At 49.0% G+C, this 16,531-nt stretch carries 18 protein-coding genes and 1 pseudogene; 13 read left to right on the forward strand and 6 right to left on the reverse strand.

Features of this window, described 5'->3' with window-relative positions; translation table 11 throughout:
- Nucleotides 1–14 precede the first annotated feature (14 nt).
- Nucleotides 15–1,019: a tryptophan--tRNA ligase gene (gene trpS / locus AC4IBF_RS18975; RefSeq protein ID WP_491463018.1), complete on the forward strand. Its 1,005-nt coding sequence runs from the start codon at nucleotides 15–17 to the stop codon at nucleotides 1,017–1,019.
- 174 nt (nucleotides 1,020–1,193) lie between these two features.
- Nucleotides 1,194–1,541, forward strand: a complete 348-nt coding sequence (locus AC4IBF_RS18980) for a hypothetical protein (RefSeq protein ID WP_047059065.1) — start codon at nucleotides 1,194–1,196, stop codon at nucleotides 1,539–1,541.
- Nucleotides 1,542–1,591: 50 nt separating this feature from the next.
- Here AC4IBF_RS18980 and AC4IBF_RS18985 read toward each other — a convergent pair whose 3' ends face one another.
- The 4 genes from AC4IBF_RS18985 to AC4IBF_RS19000 form a co-directional block, all read right to left on the reverse strand.
- Nucleotides 1,592–2,089 (reverse strand): Hcp family type VI secretion system effector, encoded by a 498-nt coding sequence (locus tag AC4IBF_RS18985; RefSeq protein WP_491463019.1) that lies wholly within the window; start codon nucleotides 2,087–2,089, stop codon nucleotides 1,592–1,594.
- Between the two features lie 18 nt (nucleotides 2,090–2,107).
- A complete protein-coding gene (locus AC4IBF_RS18990) occupies nucleotides 2,108–2,440 on the reverse strand; it encodes a DUF1493 family protein (protein WP_491463020.1) in 333 nt (110 codons plus the stop codon).
- Nucleotides 2,434–2,892: an STM2901 family protein gene (locus tag AC4IBF_RS18995; RefSeq protein ID WP_325814047.1), complete on the reverse strand. Its 459-nt coding sequence runs from the start codon at nucleotides 2,890–2,892 to the stop codon at nucleotides 2,434–2,436. The genes AC4IBF_RS18990 and AC4IBF_RS18995 overlap by 7 nt, the downstream gene beginning before the upstream one ends.
- A gap of 216 nt (nucleotides 2,893–3,108) precedes the next feature.
- Nucleotides 3,109–3,576, reverse strand: a complete 468-nt coding sequence (locus AC4IBF_RS19000; protein ID WP_491463021.1) for a SymE family type I addiction module toxin — start codon at nucleotides 3,574–3,576, stop codon at nucleotides 3,109–3,111.
- A 300-nt stretch (nucleotides 3,577–3,876) separates the two neighbouring features.
- Here AC4IBF_RS19000 and AC4IBF_RS19005 point away from each other — a divergent pair, with 300 nt between their 5' ends.
- The 8 genes and pseudogenes from AC4IBF_RS19005 to AC4IBF_RS19040 all read left to right on the forward strand — a co-directional run bounded on the left by AC4IBF_RS19005 (nucleotide 3,877) and on the right by AC4IBF_RS19040 (nucleotide 10,635).
- Nucleotides 3,877–4,746 (forward strand): phosphorothioated DNA-binding restriction endonuclease, encoded by an 870-nt coding sequence (locus AC4IBF_RS19005; protein WP_491463022.1) that lies wholly within the window; start codon nucleotides 3,877–3,879, stop codon nucleotides 4,744–4,746.
- Between the two features lie 131 nt (nucleotides 4,747–4,877).
- On the forward strand, nucleotides 4,878–5,762 hold the full coding sequence (locus tag AC4IBF_RS19010) for a ParA family protein (protein ID WP_491463023.1): 885 nt from the start codon (nucleotides 4,878–4,880) through the stop codon (nucleotides 5,760–5,762).
- The gene (locus tag AC4IBF_RS19015) at nucleotides 5,759–6,133 is read left to right on the forward strand and encodes a hypothetical protein (RefSeq protein WP_099451259.1); all 375 of its coding nucleotides are present in this window, start codon (nucleotides 5,759–5,761) and stop codon (nucleotides 6,131–6,133) included. The genes AC4IBF_RS19010 and AC4IBF_RS19015 overlap by 4 nt, the downstream gene beginning before the upstream one ends.
- A complete protein-coding gene (gene dnaB / locus AC4IBF_RS19020; RefSeq protein WP_108429499.1) occupies nucleotides 6,126–7,481 on the forward strand; it encodes a replicative DNA helicase in 1,356 nt (451 codons plus the stop codon). Before AC4IBF_RS19015 ends, dnaB begins: the two co-directional genes overlap by 8 nt.
- Nucleotides 7,478–8,961, forward strand: a pseudogene (locus AC4IBF_RS19025) (ParB family protein). Before dnaB ends, AC4IBF_RS19025 begins: the two are co-directional and overlap by 4 nt.
- A complete protein-coding gene (locus AC4IBF_RS19030) occupies nucleotides 8,945–9,484 on the forward strand; it encodes a DUF2857 domain-containing protein (RefSeq protein WP_108429501.1) in 540 nt (179 codons plus the stop codon). Before AC4IBF_RS19025 ends, AC4IBF_RS19030 begins: the two are co-directional and overlap by 17 nt.
- An 18-nt stretch (nucleotides 9,485–9,502) precedes the next feature.
- Nucleotides 9,503–10,066, forward strand: coding sequence for an STY4528 family pathogenicity island replication protein (locus AC4IBF_RS19035; protein ID WP_491463024.1), 564 nt, complete (start codon nucleotides 9,503–9,505; stop codon nucleotides 10,064–10,066).
- On the forward strand, nucleotides 9,967–10,635 hold the full coding sequence (locus tag AC4IBF_RS19040) for a hypothetical protein (protein WP_491463025.1): 669 nt from the start codon (nucleotides 9,967–9,969) through the stop codon (nucleotides 10,633–10,635). The genes AC4IBF_RS19035 and AC4IBF_RS19040 overlap by 100 nt, the downstream gene beginning before the upstream one ends.
- 50 nt (nucleotides 10,636–10,685) lie before the next feature.
- Here the strand turns inward: AC4IBF_RS19040 and fic are convergent, their stop codons facing one another.
- On the reverse strand, nucleotides 10,686–11,762 hold the full coding sequence (gene fic, locus AC4IBF_RS19045) for a protein adenylyltransferase Fic (protein WP_001104341.1): 1,077 nt from the start codon (nucleotides 11,760–11,762) through the stop codon (nucleotides 10,686–10,688).
- Between the two features lie 700 nt (nucleotides 11,763–12,462).
- A complete protein-coding gene (locus tag AC4IBF_RS19050; RefSeq protein ID WP_491463026.1) occupies nucleotides 12,463–12,759 on the reverse strand; it encodes a helix-turn-helix transcriptional regulator in 297 nt (98 codons plus the stop codon).
- A gap of 876 nt (nucleotides 12,760–13,635) precedes the next feature.
- On the opposite strand from AC4IBF_RS19050, the gene AC4IBF_RS19055 reads away from it, so the two are divergent.
- The 3 genes from AC4IBF_RS19055 to AC4IBF_RS19065 all read left to right on the forward strand — a co-directional run bounded on the left by AC4IBF_RS19055 (nucleotide 13,636) and on the right by AC4IBF_RS19065 (nucleotide 16,407).
- Nucleotides 13,636–14,955, forward strand: a complete 1,320-nt coding sequence (locus AC4IBF_RS19055) for a hypothetical protein (RefSeq protein WP_491463027.1) — start codon at nucleotides 13,636–13,638, stop codon at nucleotides 14,953–14,955.
- 278 nt (nucleotides 14,956–15,233) lie between these two features.
- Nucleotides 15,234–15,932 (forward strand): PFL_4669 family integrating conjugative element protein, encoded by a 699-nt coding sequence (locus tag AC4IBF_RS19060; protein WP_491463028.1) that lies wholly within the window; start codon nucleotides 15,234–15,236, stop codon nucleotides 15,930–15,932.
- The gene (locus AC4IBF_RS19065) at nucleotides 15,922–16,407 is read left to right on the forward strand and encodes a DUF3158 family protein (protein ID WP_079780294.1); all 486 of its coding nucleotides are present in this window, start codon (nucleotides 15,922–15,924) and stop codon (nucleotides 16,405–16,407) included. Before AC4IBF_RS19060 ends, AC4IBF_RS19065 begins: the two co-directional genes overlap by 11 nt.
- Nucleotides 16,408–16,531 lie beyond the last annotated feature (124 nt).

Raw genomic sequence — 16,531 nt, forward strand, 5'->3', positions numbered from 1 at the left:
ATTAAGGAGTCTTTATGAACACGCAAACCATCCTCACCGGCGACCGCCCAACCGGCCCGCTGCACCTCGGCCACTTCGTCGGATCGCTGCGCCAGCGCGTGGCGCTCCAGCAGACGCACAATCAATTTGTGCTGATTGCCGACCTGCAGGGGCTGACCGACAACGGCAGCAACCCGCAGAAGATCCGCGACAACATCCCCGAAGTGCTGGCCGACTACCTCGCCGCCGGCATCGACCCGAGCCTGACCACGATCTGCCTGCAGTCCGCCCTGCCCGCCCTCGCCGAGCTGACGATGCTGTATATGAACATCGTCACCGTCGCCCGGGTGGAGCGTAACCCGACGGTGAAGAACGAGATTGCGCAGAAGGGCTTCGCCCGCTCGCTACCGGTCGGGTTTATGGCCTACCCCATCAGCCAGGCGGCGGACATCACCGCGTTTAAGGCCGAGTGCGTGCCCGTCGGCGACGATCAGCTGCCGATGATTGAGCAGACCAACGAGATTGTGCACAAGATGAACAGCCTGCTGCCCGCCCCGGTGCTGCGCCACTGTAAGGCGATGCTGAGCGACACCAGCCGCCTGCCCGGCATCGACGGCAGCGCCAAGATGTCGAAATCGCTGGGCAACACGCTGCACCTTTCGGCCAGCGAAGAGACGATCCATCGTGCGGTCAGCGCCATGTACACTGACCCGAACCACCTGAAGGTGAGCGACCCGGGGCAGATTGAGGGGAACGTGGTGTTTACCTACCTCGACGCGTTTCACCCGGACAAGGAGAAAGTGGCGGCGATGAAGGCGCACTATCAGGCAGGCGGGCTGGGTGACCGGGCGTGCAAGAACGAGCTGGAGGCGTGCCTGCAGGAGCTGATTGCGCCGATGCGGGAGCGGAGGGCGATGTATATGCGGGATAAAGGGGAGTTGATGGCGATGCTGAAGCGCGGGACGGAACGGGCGCAGGGGGTGACGCAGGAGACGTTGCGGGAGGTGAAGGTGGGGCTGGGGGTGCCGGTGTTTAGTTAAAGTCGATTTAGCGGTGGAGTGCGTGGAATTAGCATGAAGCCGCTAACTTGATTATTGCGGAAATAAGCGAGGAGCAAAAATTATTAAATGCATTATTAGTCATCGTCGTTTGTCATTCTGTAAAGAGCGCTATATTCATAGACTCTTTATTTTTTAACCGTCTCGGAAAATGCTATGGGCAAGTTTATTATTTACATGCTGAATATATTATTCTGTGGTTATGTACTGGCTACATGCCTCATTTCTTTGGTTAGTTTTGATAACTGGGAGGACCGTATAATCGCAATAACAATAATCTTAGGAAGTGCACAACTTATTGCGACATTACTTAATCGGGCACTGCCTCATAAGTTACATGTTTTAGGGGGGATAGCTGAACTGATAGAAGGTCCGCTATTAGTTATTGGCGCAATTGTGTGTCTGGATGTGTTTGAACCCTGGCCTATGAAGATTATTGGAATTTTTGCGTGGGTTATTTTTATGATGTTTCTGCCATCATTTACGAAAAGGAATAAAGAATGATATTCTCTGCCCGCACAAACGAAACGCTGGCGGGCAAGTTCAAGATAGCATCAAGCAGCGGAACCCGATGTTGGACGTTCGTTCCACGCGTCGTGCGCTAACAAGTTACCGTCCTTGTACAAATGGGTAATCTTCTCATAATTAAATGCCACTTCCTCCATATGCCCCGTCCCCGGACAGACTCGGGTGTCGTACATTACTGGACTCACAGAAATGACCTTAACATTCTCGAGCGTGATTCGGTAATACTCCTCCTCTTGCCCAGAATAGTTAATATGGTAAAACCTGAATTCTGCCGTTTTAAGGGTCTGACCCGTTGCTGCCGCTTTGAACAGATAGGGCGAAGAGCTATCCAACTCCTTGGTAAACTGAAACGGCGAATGTTGACGAGTGCCAGTGACCTTTCCCGTTGCCGAGTCGGTTGGCAGGCTGAGGTTATGTTGTAATCCTCTTAGCTCAATACTTCCTTCCCTTTGTGCAACGTCAAAAGAACCACAAATCATTGTGCCGCCGTCATTGGTTAAAAAGAGATGTACAGGTACGGCCATTCTATTGCTCCTTGCGTTTTAGTCGTATAACCATTTGCCCGCTTTTGCGGATTCGATAAGCATTCCAATAGTGAAATCTGGAACCATCACCACCGGGCTTTTTTTGAATGGATTCCATGAAAAAGGCTCATCAGGGTAGTAGGTGTTTATGTTAAAATTCCCTCTATCAATATCAAATTCTTTAAAAAATTCTTCCATTAAATCTTCTGCTTCAGTGACATCAAGCTGCATGTCAGTATCCAAATCAGTTTTTGCATTCAGTAATTTCTGCTTCGCTTCGTTATTCATCAGATAAACGCCGTTATAGCGTCTGGCTAAGGCGTAGATGCGCTGCTCAATATCCTCTACCATAGTTTGTCGCTGCCCCGTGCGATTCGATTATAATCACGTATTGCAGCATAGGTGATTAGTGATACATCAGCGACTAATATCACTATGCCTATTAACGGTATTGTCCTGCCAACAAACGCACTAACTTTCGATACCATTCGACACTTTACTGTCCACGGAGTGTACCCACCAACCCAGGTAGGCAGCTTAATGCCATAAGGAAATTTCGCCTGTTTGAAATAGTACCTCATGGCTTTCGAGGCTCGGGACGTTCCTTCCGTAGCTCCTGCGGGTTTCTTTCTAGTCGTTTGATTATTAGCACCACTGTATAACGCAGCAATTCCTGCCACATCGTCAATACCAAAATGATCGGCAATTGACTCACAGTAAATCATAAAGAAAAGTCCTGCCGCGGTAAGATTGGTTCTGCCAGCATAAAAATACGTTCCATTTAGTTCTTCTGTTGTGTCCATAGTTCATTCCATTGAGTTGCTCCAGGAAGAATCATAAATGTTGGACAATAATTAAATTGAGATCTCCAACATACTTCTGAAAAGCCTCCTTATATAACCACAATGATAAAAATACTGCCATACCATTCAGCTCAATAATATTATTAAAAAAACAAATCCCCCCTTCTACTAATTTAAACACCCTCGATTCAGGATCAAGGGTGTTTAAATACGTTATTATTTTGCCTGCCCTATAGTGCGCTTAACTACCGGGATATCTCCAGTATCATTCAGCGCTCCCGGAAACGTCTTCAACCACTGCGCGACTTTCTGTTTATTGATATTCACCACACTCATACCTTCCAGGCATCCCCATAATTCTCTTGTATGCTGCGGCGTAATCACAATGCAGTCTTTCATGGCCCGGATTTTCACGGGCATGCCATTGATAAAGCCTGCACGGGTTAACCAGTCACCACCCAGCAGAAGATATTTCATGTCTATGCGGGAATAGAGTTCGCAGCAGGCTGCACTGTCCTGCGGCGTTTCCGCGCGGGGATGAACGGGTGCCGCGTTGGGCTGGTTGCCGTGAAGACGGCGGGCGCTGTTTTTGCGTACCAGCTCGCGGTTTTCAATCATGCCTGTGAAAGCGTCTGATTCTGTTTTGCAAACAGTAAACTCTGGCTTAAAATTCGTCGCAGCCATTTTCAACTCCTCGATAGTTGGTTGTGGTTAGCGGTATGGGGGTGTTGCAGCACCTTCATATCGCGAATTCTTCTTTAAATATTCCTTGATACTTCCTTTGCCGTTCGGCGTAATTTCTGGTGACCATTATACAGGACTGAATATAAATACAGCGGTTTTGGGTGGGGGATATTTGGAATTTGCGAGGGGGATTCAGGAAAGAGAGTTCTTTGCGGTAAGGTCATGTTTTTGTTGATTGCAGATTGATTGGTCTGGGCTTTGCGAGCATCATCGCAATTATTTACCTTCTTCCGTAACGCGATGGCTTCCAGCAAAACTCTCGAACAGGCAATTGCCGACATCGCCATCTGGCGCAAAGGCGAACAGCGTGCGCCGCATAAGCCTTTATTGCTTCTGTACGTATTGGCGAACTATCAGCAGGGGCATGCGAGACTGTTTGATTACGAAACTGAGATCCACGAGCAGCTGCTTAACCTGTTAGAACGCTTTGGCCCACAGAGGAAGGCGCATTACCCGAATATGCCTTTCTGGCGGCTCAAAGGGGATGGATTTTGGGATCTGAAGAATACTGAGTTCTGTTCGACCAATGGCAGTAAGCAACCGCCCGTTAAAGAACTTGTGGAACATAACGTCGCAGGCGGGTTTGATGAAGAACATTTTGCGCTGTTGAGTAAAAACAAAAAACTGATCGGCTCGCTGGCGCAGCAGATCCTTGAAGCGCATTTTCCTGAAAGCATTCAGGAAGAGCTCGCGGATGAGATGAGTTTTGATATCCAGCAGATCCGTAAGGTTCGAGATCCGCTGTTCCGCCAGCAGGTGCTGCGAGCTTATAACTACGAGTGCGCAATCTGTGGATTCAACATGCGGCATGATAACGCCTCTGTTGGACTTGAAGCTGCGCATATTAAGTGGAAGCAGTTTGGCGGACCGTGTGAGATCCCGAACGGACTGGCGTTGTGTGCGATTCATCATAAGGCGTTTGATAAAGGATCTATTGGGCTGGATGAGAGTATGCGGGTGCTCGTGTCTGAGGCGGTGAATGGGAATGGAATTGTTGGGAGGCTTTTTTGGGATTTTGCCGGGAGGCAGATTGCTTTGCCGATGGTGAAAGGGAATTATCCAAGGGAAGGGTTTGTGGAATGGCATCGGAGGGAGGTGTTTAGAGGATGAGAAGGCCGGACTCGAACCGGCACGTATTTCTACGGTTGATTTTGAATCAAAGCGATCGGGTAACTTAACCTACTAACAAATCAGCGTTTTTACAGTGAAGTCCTTTTCAGAAAACGAAAAAGGCACTGGTTATGAAAAACGCAGATGCACTTGATTTACCTACACTAATTGCCGCCATCCTCTCCACCAAAGGTGGCGTGGCGAAAACCACCGATACGGCGAACCTCGGCGGCTACCTGGCCGATCAGGGGCTGAAAGTCCTGATGATTGACGCCGATATCCGCCAGCCGACGTTCAGCAGCTATTACCCTCTTGATAATGAAGCCCCCGGCGGGATCTACGAGCTTATCGCGCAGAACGAATTGGATCCAGCCATCATCATCTCACACACCATCATTCCCGGACTGGATATCATCATCTCCAACGATCCACGCGGCGAACTGATGAGCCTGCTTCAGGCTGCGCCGGATGGCGTGATCCGCCTGCGCCATCTGGTACGTCAGATAACCGGCTATGACGTCATCCTGATCGATACCATTGGCGCACGTACCATCGCACTGGAAATGGTGCTGTTAGCCAGCGACCTTATTATCTCCCCGGTACTGCCGGAAATGCTCTCCGCACGCGAGTTCCTGCGCGGCACGCTGCAAATGTACCGGGATCTCCAGCCTTTCACCCGCTACGGTATCCCGCTGCCGCCGTTGAAAGCGGTGATCAACAAGCTCGACCACACTAACGATGCCCGAGAAATTCATCACAACCTGCTCCAGGTTCTCCAGCACAAGCAGAAAGAGCAGGAACTGCTGGTGCCTACCGAAATCCTGATGACGCCGGTTTATGCCAGCGTGGCCTATCGCCGGGCGGCATCGCTGGGACTACCGGTACATCGTCTCGATACTTCCCGCGCCAGAGGGCGGGCAACACCTTGCGCCGCCGAAACCATGCAGATGCTGGCTAAGGAGCTATTCCCGCAGTTTCTCGCCCTGCCCCATCAACAAATGGAGGGCATCGCATGAAACGGAAAATCTGGCGGGCATTTTGCTCTTATTACGCCCAGCATCCCTTTGAGAAAGACGATGAAGTGATCGTGTTCTTTGAAGCTGCCGATCGTGAAGAAGCGCGGGAAACGTTACCGGTATTAATGTCGCTGCTCTGGCATATCCCGCCCGAAAAGGTGGACTGCTACAACCTGGAGGATGAGAACGAACTACGTGATAACTCTGACTCTCTGACCGCTCCCAGAGACTGGGCGCTGTTTGAAATCGGCTGGTCCAACAATAAGCCGCTCTACTCCAGCGATTTGCCGTTATTACTGCTGCCGCCGCATCAACAGACCCGACTGTGGGAAGCCTTTGTAGCCTGTCAGGAGGGTAATCGGGATGAGTAAGTACAAGCGGCCACAACCGCCCCACTCCGTCGAAGCGGAACAATCAGTGCTCGGCGGGCTGATGCTGGATAACGATCGCTGGGATGACGTTGCCACACAGATTTCCGCGCAGGATTTCTTTATCTCTGCGCACCGAACGATTTATTCCCATATGCAAACCCTAGTCGAACAAGGGAACCCTATCGACCTGATCACCCTGAGCGAATCGCTGGAACAGCAGGAGCAGCTCGAACAGGTGGGCGGCTTCGCCTACCTTGCAGAACTCTCCAAAAATACGCCCAGCGCCGCCAATATCATTCCCTACTCGCAATACATTGCCAGCTACGGCGAGCTGCGCAAGCTTCTGTTACTGGGTAATGAACTGAGTGATATGGCAGGCCAGCCGCGCAGCAATGTTGCCGAAGTACTGAACTTTGCCGAACAAAAGCTGTTTGCCATTGCGCAGTCACATCAGGAGGGCGGCCTGACCGACATCAACGCTTGCTTTGACAACGTGCTGGCAGGCATCGCTCAGCGCTATGAGGCCGAACGCGGTAGCCTCAGCGGTACGCCATCCGGGCTGGAACAGCTCGACGCCCTGACCTGCGGCTTCCAGCCTGCCGACCTGATTATCGCCGCCGCACGCCCTTCCGTAGGTAAAACCGCTTTCGCCCTGACGCTGTGCGTGAATGCGCTAATACTACGCCCCATGCAGCCAGTACAAATCTACAGCATGGAAATGTCGGCAGAGCAGCTACTGCTGCGGCTGGTTTCTCTGATTGGCCATGTCTCGCAGACCCGGCTACGCAGCGGCGATCTGAGTGATGACGACTGGCAGCAGATTGGCCTCAGCGCCAGTATCCTGATGAACGAGTGGAAAGATCGTCTGCTGCTCGACGATTCCGGAATCCTCACCCCATCCCTGCTACGCAGTCGGGCCAGACGATCGCTGCGCCAGTACGGGCTTCCCTCGCTGATCGTGGTTGATTACCTGCAACTGATGCGCAGCGGCGGAGCGGAGAATCGCAATCAGGAGATCTCGACGATCTCCCGATCGCTGAAAGCGCTGGCGAAGGAACTCAACTGCCCGGTACTGGCGCTGTCGCAGCTTAACCGGGCGCTGGAGTCACGCCTTAACAAGCGCCCCTGCAATGCCGATCTGCGCGATTCCGGCTCTATCGAGCAGGATGCCGACGTGATCTTATTCCTCTATCGCGACGAACTGTACGATCCCAACACGCTGGATCGAGGTATCGCTGAAGTCATTGTCAGCAAACAGCGCAATGGCCCGATTGGCACAGTACGAACCCGCTTTATCAGCGATCAAACCCGCTTCGAATCGCTCAGCCAGCAGGGAGTGGGGTCATGAACAACAAACTGACTTCGACGGAACTCCAGTCCCGCCTGCTACAGGGCAATTTTGATCGGGGAAGATCGCCTGATGAACGATTTGCCGACCCACTGATGGAAACTTCGATGATCGTCACGCTGGAGCAGCTTCGCCCTTACGATCTCAACCCACGGTTGATGCGCAACCCCAACTATGACGATATCAAGGAATCGATCCGTCGTCGCGGGCTGGACACGCCGCCGCCAATCACCCGTCGTCCCGATCAGGATTGGTTCATCATCGCCAACGGCGGCAATACTCGTCTGTCGATCCTCAATGAATTGTGGCGCGAAACGCATGACGAGCGGTTCTGGCGCATTCAGTGTCTGTACAAGCCGTGGGCCGGTACATCCGATCAGCCCATGCTGGGCGAACTACGCTGCCTGATCGGTCATCTGGCGGAAAACGATATGCACGGCAAACTCAGCTTCATCGAGCGGGCGCTGGGGATCAACAAGGCGCGGGAACTGTACCAGCAGGTGGAAAAGTGCCAGCTTTCGCAACGAGAGCTGGCGGACCATCTGAAGAACGACGGCTACCCCATTAATCAGTCGCATATCAGCCGGATGGAACAAGCGCTGGAATACCTGCTGCCCTGCATCCCCGAAGTACTGTACGCCGGGATGGGCCGCTCGCAGGTGGAAAAGCTGCTGTCATTACGGGCGGCATCATTACATCTTTGGCAGCGTCACGCCGCCGAAGACGTCGGTTCCTTTGACAATCTCTTTTCCTCTGCGCTGTCGCTGTTCAACGACCAGCCTGAAGACTTTGCTATTGAGCGGGTCCAGGATGAGCTGCTGGGGCTGATGAGTCAGGAACTGAACGTTGATTACAACCTACTGTTGCTGGACGTTGATCCTTCCGAGCAAAACGCCAGGCCGTGCTCGGCCCCACGCCGGAACCACCACCGTACATACCGCCGGAAGAACCCGAACCACGCCCGGTAACACGCAGGCGTAAACCTGAAACAGAGGAAGAGGACATTGGCGCACCAGCCCCTCTGCCTGAGCCAGAAGAAGCGCCATCGCTATTGTGTGAAGGGACCGAACCCGTTACGGATATCTGGCGCATTCCACAACTGTGGGATACCACGGAGTCCTTACGATCGGCTAGCGATCGCCTGGCGTGGGATCTGGCGGAACATTACGCCATCGATGATCGGGTAATTTCGGATGCTAACGAAAATGGCATTGGTTTCCAGGTGATGCCATTCGCATCAGATCACCCAATGTTCACCCGGTCACAGTCACGCGCCTGCTGGGCGCTGCTGGCGGCACTTAACGAGATCCCGCTGACGGAAGATCTGGCCTCTTCACTGACGCTCACACTCTTTTTTCAACGCGATGCGGACGGCTTCTTCTTCAGCGATCTGTTTCTTATTAAAGCATTCCGGCTGATCCGTATTGTCCGCCGGATCAGAGAATTACAGCAGGAGGCACAACATGTTGCCGACGATTAATCAGGCCGTTTTGTCACAGGTGATACAAGCCCTGAAGGACGGCAATGTGCGCTATTGCGAAGCGCTGGGCTTTGACCGCGAGGAGCTGAACGAACTGAATGACCTGACCTTTGAAGAGTTAATGCACCTGGGCAACACCTCGGCGCAGTTTCTGAAAATCACCATCAACCATGACGTGCTGCGCAAAATGCTGGTTCAGGTACACCAGGAACAAAAATTCCAGCAACTGGTCGGCCAGGCGGTGCAGCTTGGCGGCTCAATAGCGTTAATCAGCCACTACTTCGGTATTTCAACCGCTGAAATCAGCGCCCGCCGTCGGCTGATGGGGATCCACGTTCGTCAGGGGCGCAACCAGGTACCCGGCGAGGAGGAGGAAGCCGCGCTCTGGAACCGCTGGCAGGAGATCAAAGTCGATAACATCGACTCCATCCCTGCACTGGAAGCCATGATGCTGCTGGCGCAGGAACGTTCGCTCTCGCTGACCGTGGTCTGGAATCTGATCCGCCAGTGGGAAAAAAGCTGAGTGACCGAGGGGGAGAGCATGACACCGTATATCCAGGCGCTGATCGCTATGATCAGCGACAAACTCCAGCAACGGATGCAAAAGGATCCGACAGCCGCTTCTGATAGCCTGCTGTTTATGGGCAACGCGCATGACACGGTTCCGCGTCGCTTATTGCAGGATCCACTGTTATCGCCCAGAGATAAATTTGCCTGGCAGGTGATCCGGATGCTGGCGCAGGACAACGGCGGCGCGGTGTTCCCCTCTTACAGCGAATTGCAGATACAGCTCTCTAACCGCCCGCAGGATGAAAAAGCCTCGCGCAGTACCGTCAGCCGGGCATTACTGATGCTGCGCCTGACACGCTGGCTCAGCCTGTGCCATAAAGCACGGGATCGGGTGTCCGGCCGTATCCTGGGGAACGTCTACGCCCTGCACGATGAACCACTGAGCGTACTAGATGCCGTGCGTTTTGATGCCAGCTATCTTCATTTGCTGGAGCAGTGCTCGCTCATGAAAACAAATCTATTCGCGCCACTGCACAAGGTATTCTGTACGACATTCGCAAGGACACCAGCCTGCGTTATTTATCGTCGCGTATAGAACTGCTGGAAGAACGCGCCCGCTGGCAGCAACGCCAGTCTCCTGAGGAGACTAAGCCAGAAACGTCCGGTCTCAATACGGTACCAGGCAAAATTTCACCTGGTACCAAATCGGGACTAAGCCGGAAACCGGGGCCTGACGGCGTAGTCTCGAATCAGGACCAGGCCTCTGTACGTACTGTACCTACAGATCTTTGTAATAGTACTACCGCGCGCGCGAACAGCTCGCCGCCGAACTGGCCGCCGGAAATTCCGTTAACCCATCCCGAAAAGCAGCTTGTCTTGCAGACCATGCTGAACCTGCCGCCCCCGCTGCGCCAGGAAGTGCTTGATGACGCAGCTCAACGCGTTGCCCGTGGTGGCATACAAAACCCGCTCGCCTATTTGCTGGCGACACTGCGCAAAGCTCAGGAAGGTGAGTTTAATCAGTATCGACGCGGCAAAGCAGCGGTGCCGGAATTTGTGCCGCCTGTGGTTTCAGAGCCGGAAATACCGGCTGAGCCGCGTAAAAAACGGGATATCAGTAAGTTGGTTGCGGAGATTAGGGCGCAGTGTTTGGAGAAAAAGTGATGCCAGTGGCATCACCATTTGTCCACGCTTTTGTTTTCTGGGCCCATTCACTACTGATTCAACTCCTGTAGCAACCTGGTGTTAATATACAGCTTTTCACGGCCAACGCTCATTTCCTCCAACACACCAATTTCGACCAACTGCTTGAGGTATGTCGATGCCGTCTGGCGCTTGGCCACCCCACGTTCGACAAGGTTATCGATCCGACAATATGGTTGTGCAAAAAGCGCCTGGACAAGTTCATGGGTGTAGATTTTCGGTAGCTTCTCGCGTACATACTCTGTGGTTTCAGCCATTAATGCCCGCACAATCGATATCTTATCAGTAGTCCATCGGGACGTACTCTCCACAGCCTCCAGCATAAATAATATCCACGATTCCCAGTCACCCTCTTCTGTCACCCTACGAAGGAGCGTGTAGTAATCATCGCGTCTCTCCAAGATAAAGCGGGATAAATACAGGATTGGTAGCGAAAGCAATTCGCTCTGGATCAGATATAGAATATTCAAGATACGGCCCGTTCTCCCGTTCCCATCCGGGAACGGGTGAATGCACTCAAACTGATAGTGCGCAATAGCCATTTTAACCAATGGATCTAAATCATCATCACCGTGTATAAACCGCTCCCAATTCGCCAGTAGCTCACGAATAGAGTCTTCACCCACCGGCGGCGTATATACCACGTTATTATTCTGATCACGCAATACCGTGCCCGGAGTTTTCCTGATATCAGTTTGAACTGCACGTAATTTGGTACAGATAGCTACCGCTGTGTTTGTACAGAGTGGATAGTCCTCAAGATGGGTATAGCCATCATAGAGCGCTGTACGATAGCGCAGCGCTTCTTTAGTGGCCGGATCTGCGCCATCTGCGCGGTCAGCATACTGAAAGAGTTGATCGCTGGTAGTTACGATATTCTCTATGCGCGATGAGTCCTTAGCTTCCAGCATCGGGAGGATGTTTATCAGCAACCCTTGGTCAGGGATCAACTCACCAGCAGTTTTCAACTCAGCGATTGCTGCGCGCGCACTTATGCATGCTTTAAGTACGCTGCGTGTTTCAATGCGCTCCAGGTCAGGCGGCAGTATCGGCAAATCGTTGTAAGGGGTTTCTGCATTCCAGTTCATATGTTTATGAAAACCATTTTAATCGACATATAACCATAATATGTCGTTGTCATCGACATGTCACGTCATCATGTTTAAAAAATCACATTTTATCGACATATCACTGGAACATGCCGATGCGGTAAACACATCCAGACAACATGTTTTAAAAAAGCAAATTTCATCGACACATAGCAAGAACATGTTGATACCTTAAGCATATCTCGACAATATGTTTTAAAAAGCGAATTCTATCGACACATAGCCAGAAAGTGTCGATGCCATAAGCATATCCGGCAACATGTTTAAAAAAAACAAGGCTTTATCGACATATGGCTGGAATGTGTCGATGCGGTAAACATATCCAGAAGACATGTTTAAAAAAGCGAATTTCATCGACACATAGTAAGAACGTGTCGATGCCATAAGCATATTCCGGCAACATGTTTAAAAAATAAGGCTTTATCGACATATGGCTGGAATGTGTCGATGCGGTAAATATATCCAGAAGACATGTTTAAAAAAGCGAATTTCATCGACACATAGTAAGAACGTGTCGATGCGGTAAACATATCCAGAAGACATGTTTAAAAAAGCGAATTTCATCGACATATAATAAGAACGTGTCGATGCCATAAGCATATTCCGGCAACACGTTTAAAAAAATGAATTTTATCGACATGTTCTAAGGTTTTCACCATAGACTATCACATAGACATCATCACCACTTTTCTCGTCTGGCTAGAGAATCTCTATATTTATCAGTTAACTTATATGAATTTATGGCTGATGAAGCCAATGGAGAAGAAAGTTCTATTTCAACGCCCAACACAGTAAACACTTTGAACAACCGCTCAATACTGGCGCTACCTGGGTTCGCCTCCAATCGCGCATAGGTTTGCTGTGTTACGCCAAGCCTCTCTGCAATATCCTTTTTGGTCAGTCCATTTACTTTACGAAAGCCAATCAGAAGAGGGCGTAACTGATTTAGGGTCTTCAACGGATAAACAGTATTCATAAGGCATTCACCATTTTCTAGAACGTTTTACAGCCTATAAGCTGTTTTTAACCAATACTCCCTATAGACTGTAAAAAAGACGACTTAACCTAATGAACTCTACTCAATCACCGAGCTGAAACGGGAAATTGTTAAATTCCCCAATTCAAGTTTTTCGCGCGAATAACTTGAAGAAAAGGTGTGAATTAATTCTAACGCCAGATGGTTGGGCTAAGAGTGACAAATAAGGGAGTTTTTTATCTCTACATAAAAGAGAATTTTACGTGCCCTTTATGTAGAGATAAAAGGAAAAATAAGCTTTGATGCCAGTGAAATCACATCAATACCTATCAATCCAACACCAATCAATAGGTAAAAGGGTGATGCCATTGGCATCACATAAACGCCTATCAATCCGCAACTAATCAATAGGCAAAAGGTGATTCCAACGGCATCACATGAATACCTATCAATCCATCACAAATCAATAGATAAAACGACAATATCACTGGCTAGCCAAGAGAGCAGTATTATTCCACAGAGTTTTTAGTTAGACATGCTTGGTAACAATGAATGAAATATTAATAACCATCGTATTGCTTTGATTTAAAATAAAGGCTATAAAAGCAAATAACTATAAAACATGAAAATAATGATTTTATTATATATGTACATTAGATTTAAGTATTCACTGACTTAGGGGTAATAAAATGATCATACAGATGTCACTAACGAAAAACACAGGAAAACTTAACTGCTTGCATTATAAAAATAAGTACAATGCTTTTATGAAAATTAAAACCACAAGAAAAGTATAAAAATCATCATTTACTAAAAAAAATCAAGTGGAGATAAAAACTTCACACTATATAATATTTAGAACTGAGGTTAAAAGATATGCCCGTTAATGAATCAGAAGAGAGGTTGCTTAACTTCACAAAGAAAACATTTCTGTCAATGTGGTCTCACAGTAATATTTTCTATAAGAAAGGAAAGGAATTTTGCGATGTAATGGTCGTCTTTGGCAATGATGTAATCATCATGTCAGATAAACTTATTAATTATAATATTGAAATTGACGAAAAAATCGCATGGAATAGATGGTATAAAAGTGCTATCGAAAGCAGCATAAAACAGCTAAATGGTGCATATAACCATATAAACTCATATCCCGACAATCTATATACTGATGCTCAAGCAACAGAGCCATTCTCAATGGAATTACCACATTCGGATGAAATATGCATTCATTTAATTGCTATCGCAAATGGTTGCTCTAACGCATGCTATAGAAAATACGGTCGCTATGGATTAAATATTGATACAGCATGTACCGGAAAAGACACCTTATTTACTATAGGTATACCCACAAGAAAATTCGTCCATATATTCAATGATAGCAGTCTAGATAAAATATTTACATGTTTAGATACAACCAGAGATTTCATTGATTACATTCAAGCTAGGGAAAACTTACTTACAACTTCAGATAAGCACATTAAAATATATGGCGAAGAAGAGCTATTGGCAGCCTGGATGCTTAGCCAGCCAGGTAATGCTCCGTTCCATATGCCATATGAACTATTTCGTACAGCAGATGACATTTATCATATCGGCCCAGGCCTTTGGGAACAATATAATAGCGATGAAAATCAAAGAATAAGACATGAAACTCGACAAAACTCCTATACTATAGATAATTTGATAGATCACATTCATACCGAATATGAAAACCAAAGTTTAATCATTGGTCAAGATGAATCAATTAATTACCACGAGAGGGCTTTCAGATTATTAGCCTCTGAATCAAGACTTGGACGTCAACTTATTTCAATGCCATTAATTGAAGTCGCACAAGAAGATCCTAGATTCTTTTGGGCTAACATTGTCGAATCCAATGATTTTCCGGGATTGTTATACTTATGGTTAATTTACCCTGAGATACCAGAAGATGTATCTGATGATATTGTTCTAAATATATTATTTTCTCAACTCAGTAAATATTTACTTGTTACACAATCCAAGTTTAGAGATATGAAAATAATTTTTGGTGCATGCTTGCCGAATATACAATCATCACGCAGGGATCGCCTTTTTATTGTTAATGATGCGTCACACTGGAATGAAGAGATGCAAAAGCTAGCAATTGAATATGAAAAAAATGAAGGTATACTTGCTAATATAACCAGCACTAAGAATTTTAGCATTAGAGCATAGCCTTTCTGGCGTTGATAATTCAGCGCCAGAATGACATTAATTTATAGATATAAAAAGTGAAAGTATATAATTAAAAAACAAAGTTACAGGGATAACTAATCCTCGACATCAATTAATAAGAGGGAAGTCCTTACAAACTTAAAAATATTATCTAACCGAGTATAACGTTATTAATCTCTCTCCCAGCAATCTTCCCGCCTGCGTTTTTGTTTTCCCATTGCTCACAACCCCTCACGCCATCACTCTGCGCTGACACCCATCCGCAACAGGAAACACATATGTCGGACTACACCTTCAACATGGGTCCCCTGCGTAGTGCGATCCATATTCAGCTTCACACCCATAACGCCACCCGGCTGTGGGCCGGACGGCGGGCGACAGAGAACGGCCCTGCGCCAATCATCGGAATGCCGCGCTTTATCGAAATCCTCAACCAGATGCGCATTGCCGCAGAACATAACGATCCTTACGCCGATCTGTGGATGCTGCGTATGGAAGAGAAACTGGTGCAGTCGCGTAAATTGATGCAAGTGATGCTGGATCAAGCGAAAGCCATGTTCAGCGAATTGCCAGAAGGCATCGATATTGAAACCTGCTTCAATGTTCAGCCTGCCCGCTTTCCGCTGTTTATCAACGCCCCGCTGGCCTATCAGGGTGTTTATCTGCTGACCGACTTCGACCAGCTCGCACGCCAGCTTCTGCTGGCCTCTCATATCGCTGTCATCTCCCGCAGGGAAATGCACAACCGGTTAAATAATGGCGCAACGGTTATTCGCAGCGCCTTCGGTCTGGCGCAGAAATATCACGTCTCCGGGCTGACCCGTCAGGACTTTATCGACGATACACCGCAGGCCAGAGCCGCCATTGAACGTTTAGGCCCGCTACCGGAAGCGATACTGAGCGGCAAGCTGCGCTCATCGTTTTCATCACCGTTGCCTGACAAAGCCGAAAATCCCGGAGTTGCCGATGATGAATAACCCAGTAACCGGTTATCAGTCGCTGGCTGATGAAGACTATAAAATGCTGGCTTACGTCTCCTCGCTAAAAGGCCTTTTAAAGCCTTTTAAGAGTAAGGGGGAGCTGGAGCTGCTGGAGAGCAACGCCCGAAGCGTGCGCGAGATGATGGAGCCATTGATGCAGCGTCTAATCCAGAGCGCCAGACGCTACCCCGTGCGCCAGCTTCCGCTGATATTTACCATCGGCCCGGCACCGTCCGGTGCAAACTTCCTGCGCTGGCGGAACCAGCAGAACAACAAATCCGGCACCCCGGCATTTTGCAACCTGATTGGCGATCCCAAAATCCCGCAACGTGCCAGAGATGCCTTGCTGGAAATCGAGCGGGATCGCATCGTGTTCAATATGCAGATGTCGGTACTGACCTTCATCATCCGCCAGGCGCGGGAGTGTCAGGAAAAGATGAACCAGGCAGAAGTACTGTATCAGGGGAGGTAAAATAGCTGACGCAGGACATGAATTGCAGCACGACACTAAGCAGCTGCGCGATTATTCTCAATGCACTCCCAACAGCGCGGCATGTTTTGCTGGTTCGCGCTCGTGACGCTCCCGTCGCGCAAAA

It is taken from the genome of Enterobacter sp. Taxon_8 (assembly GCF_058354585.1).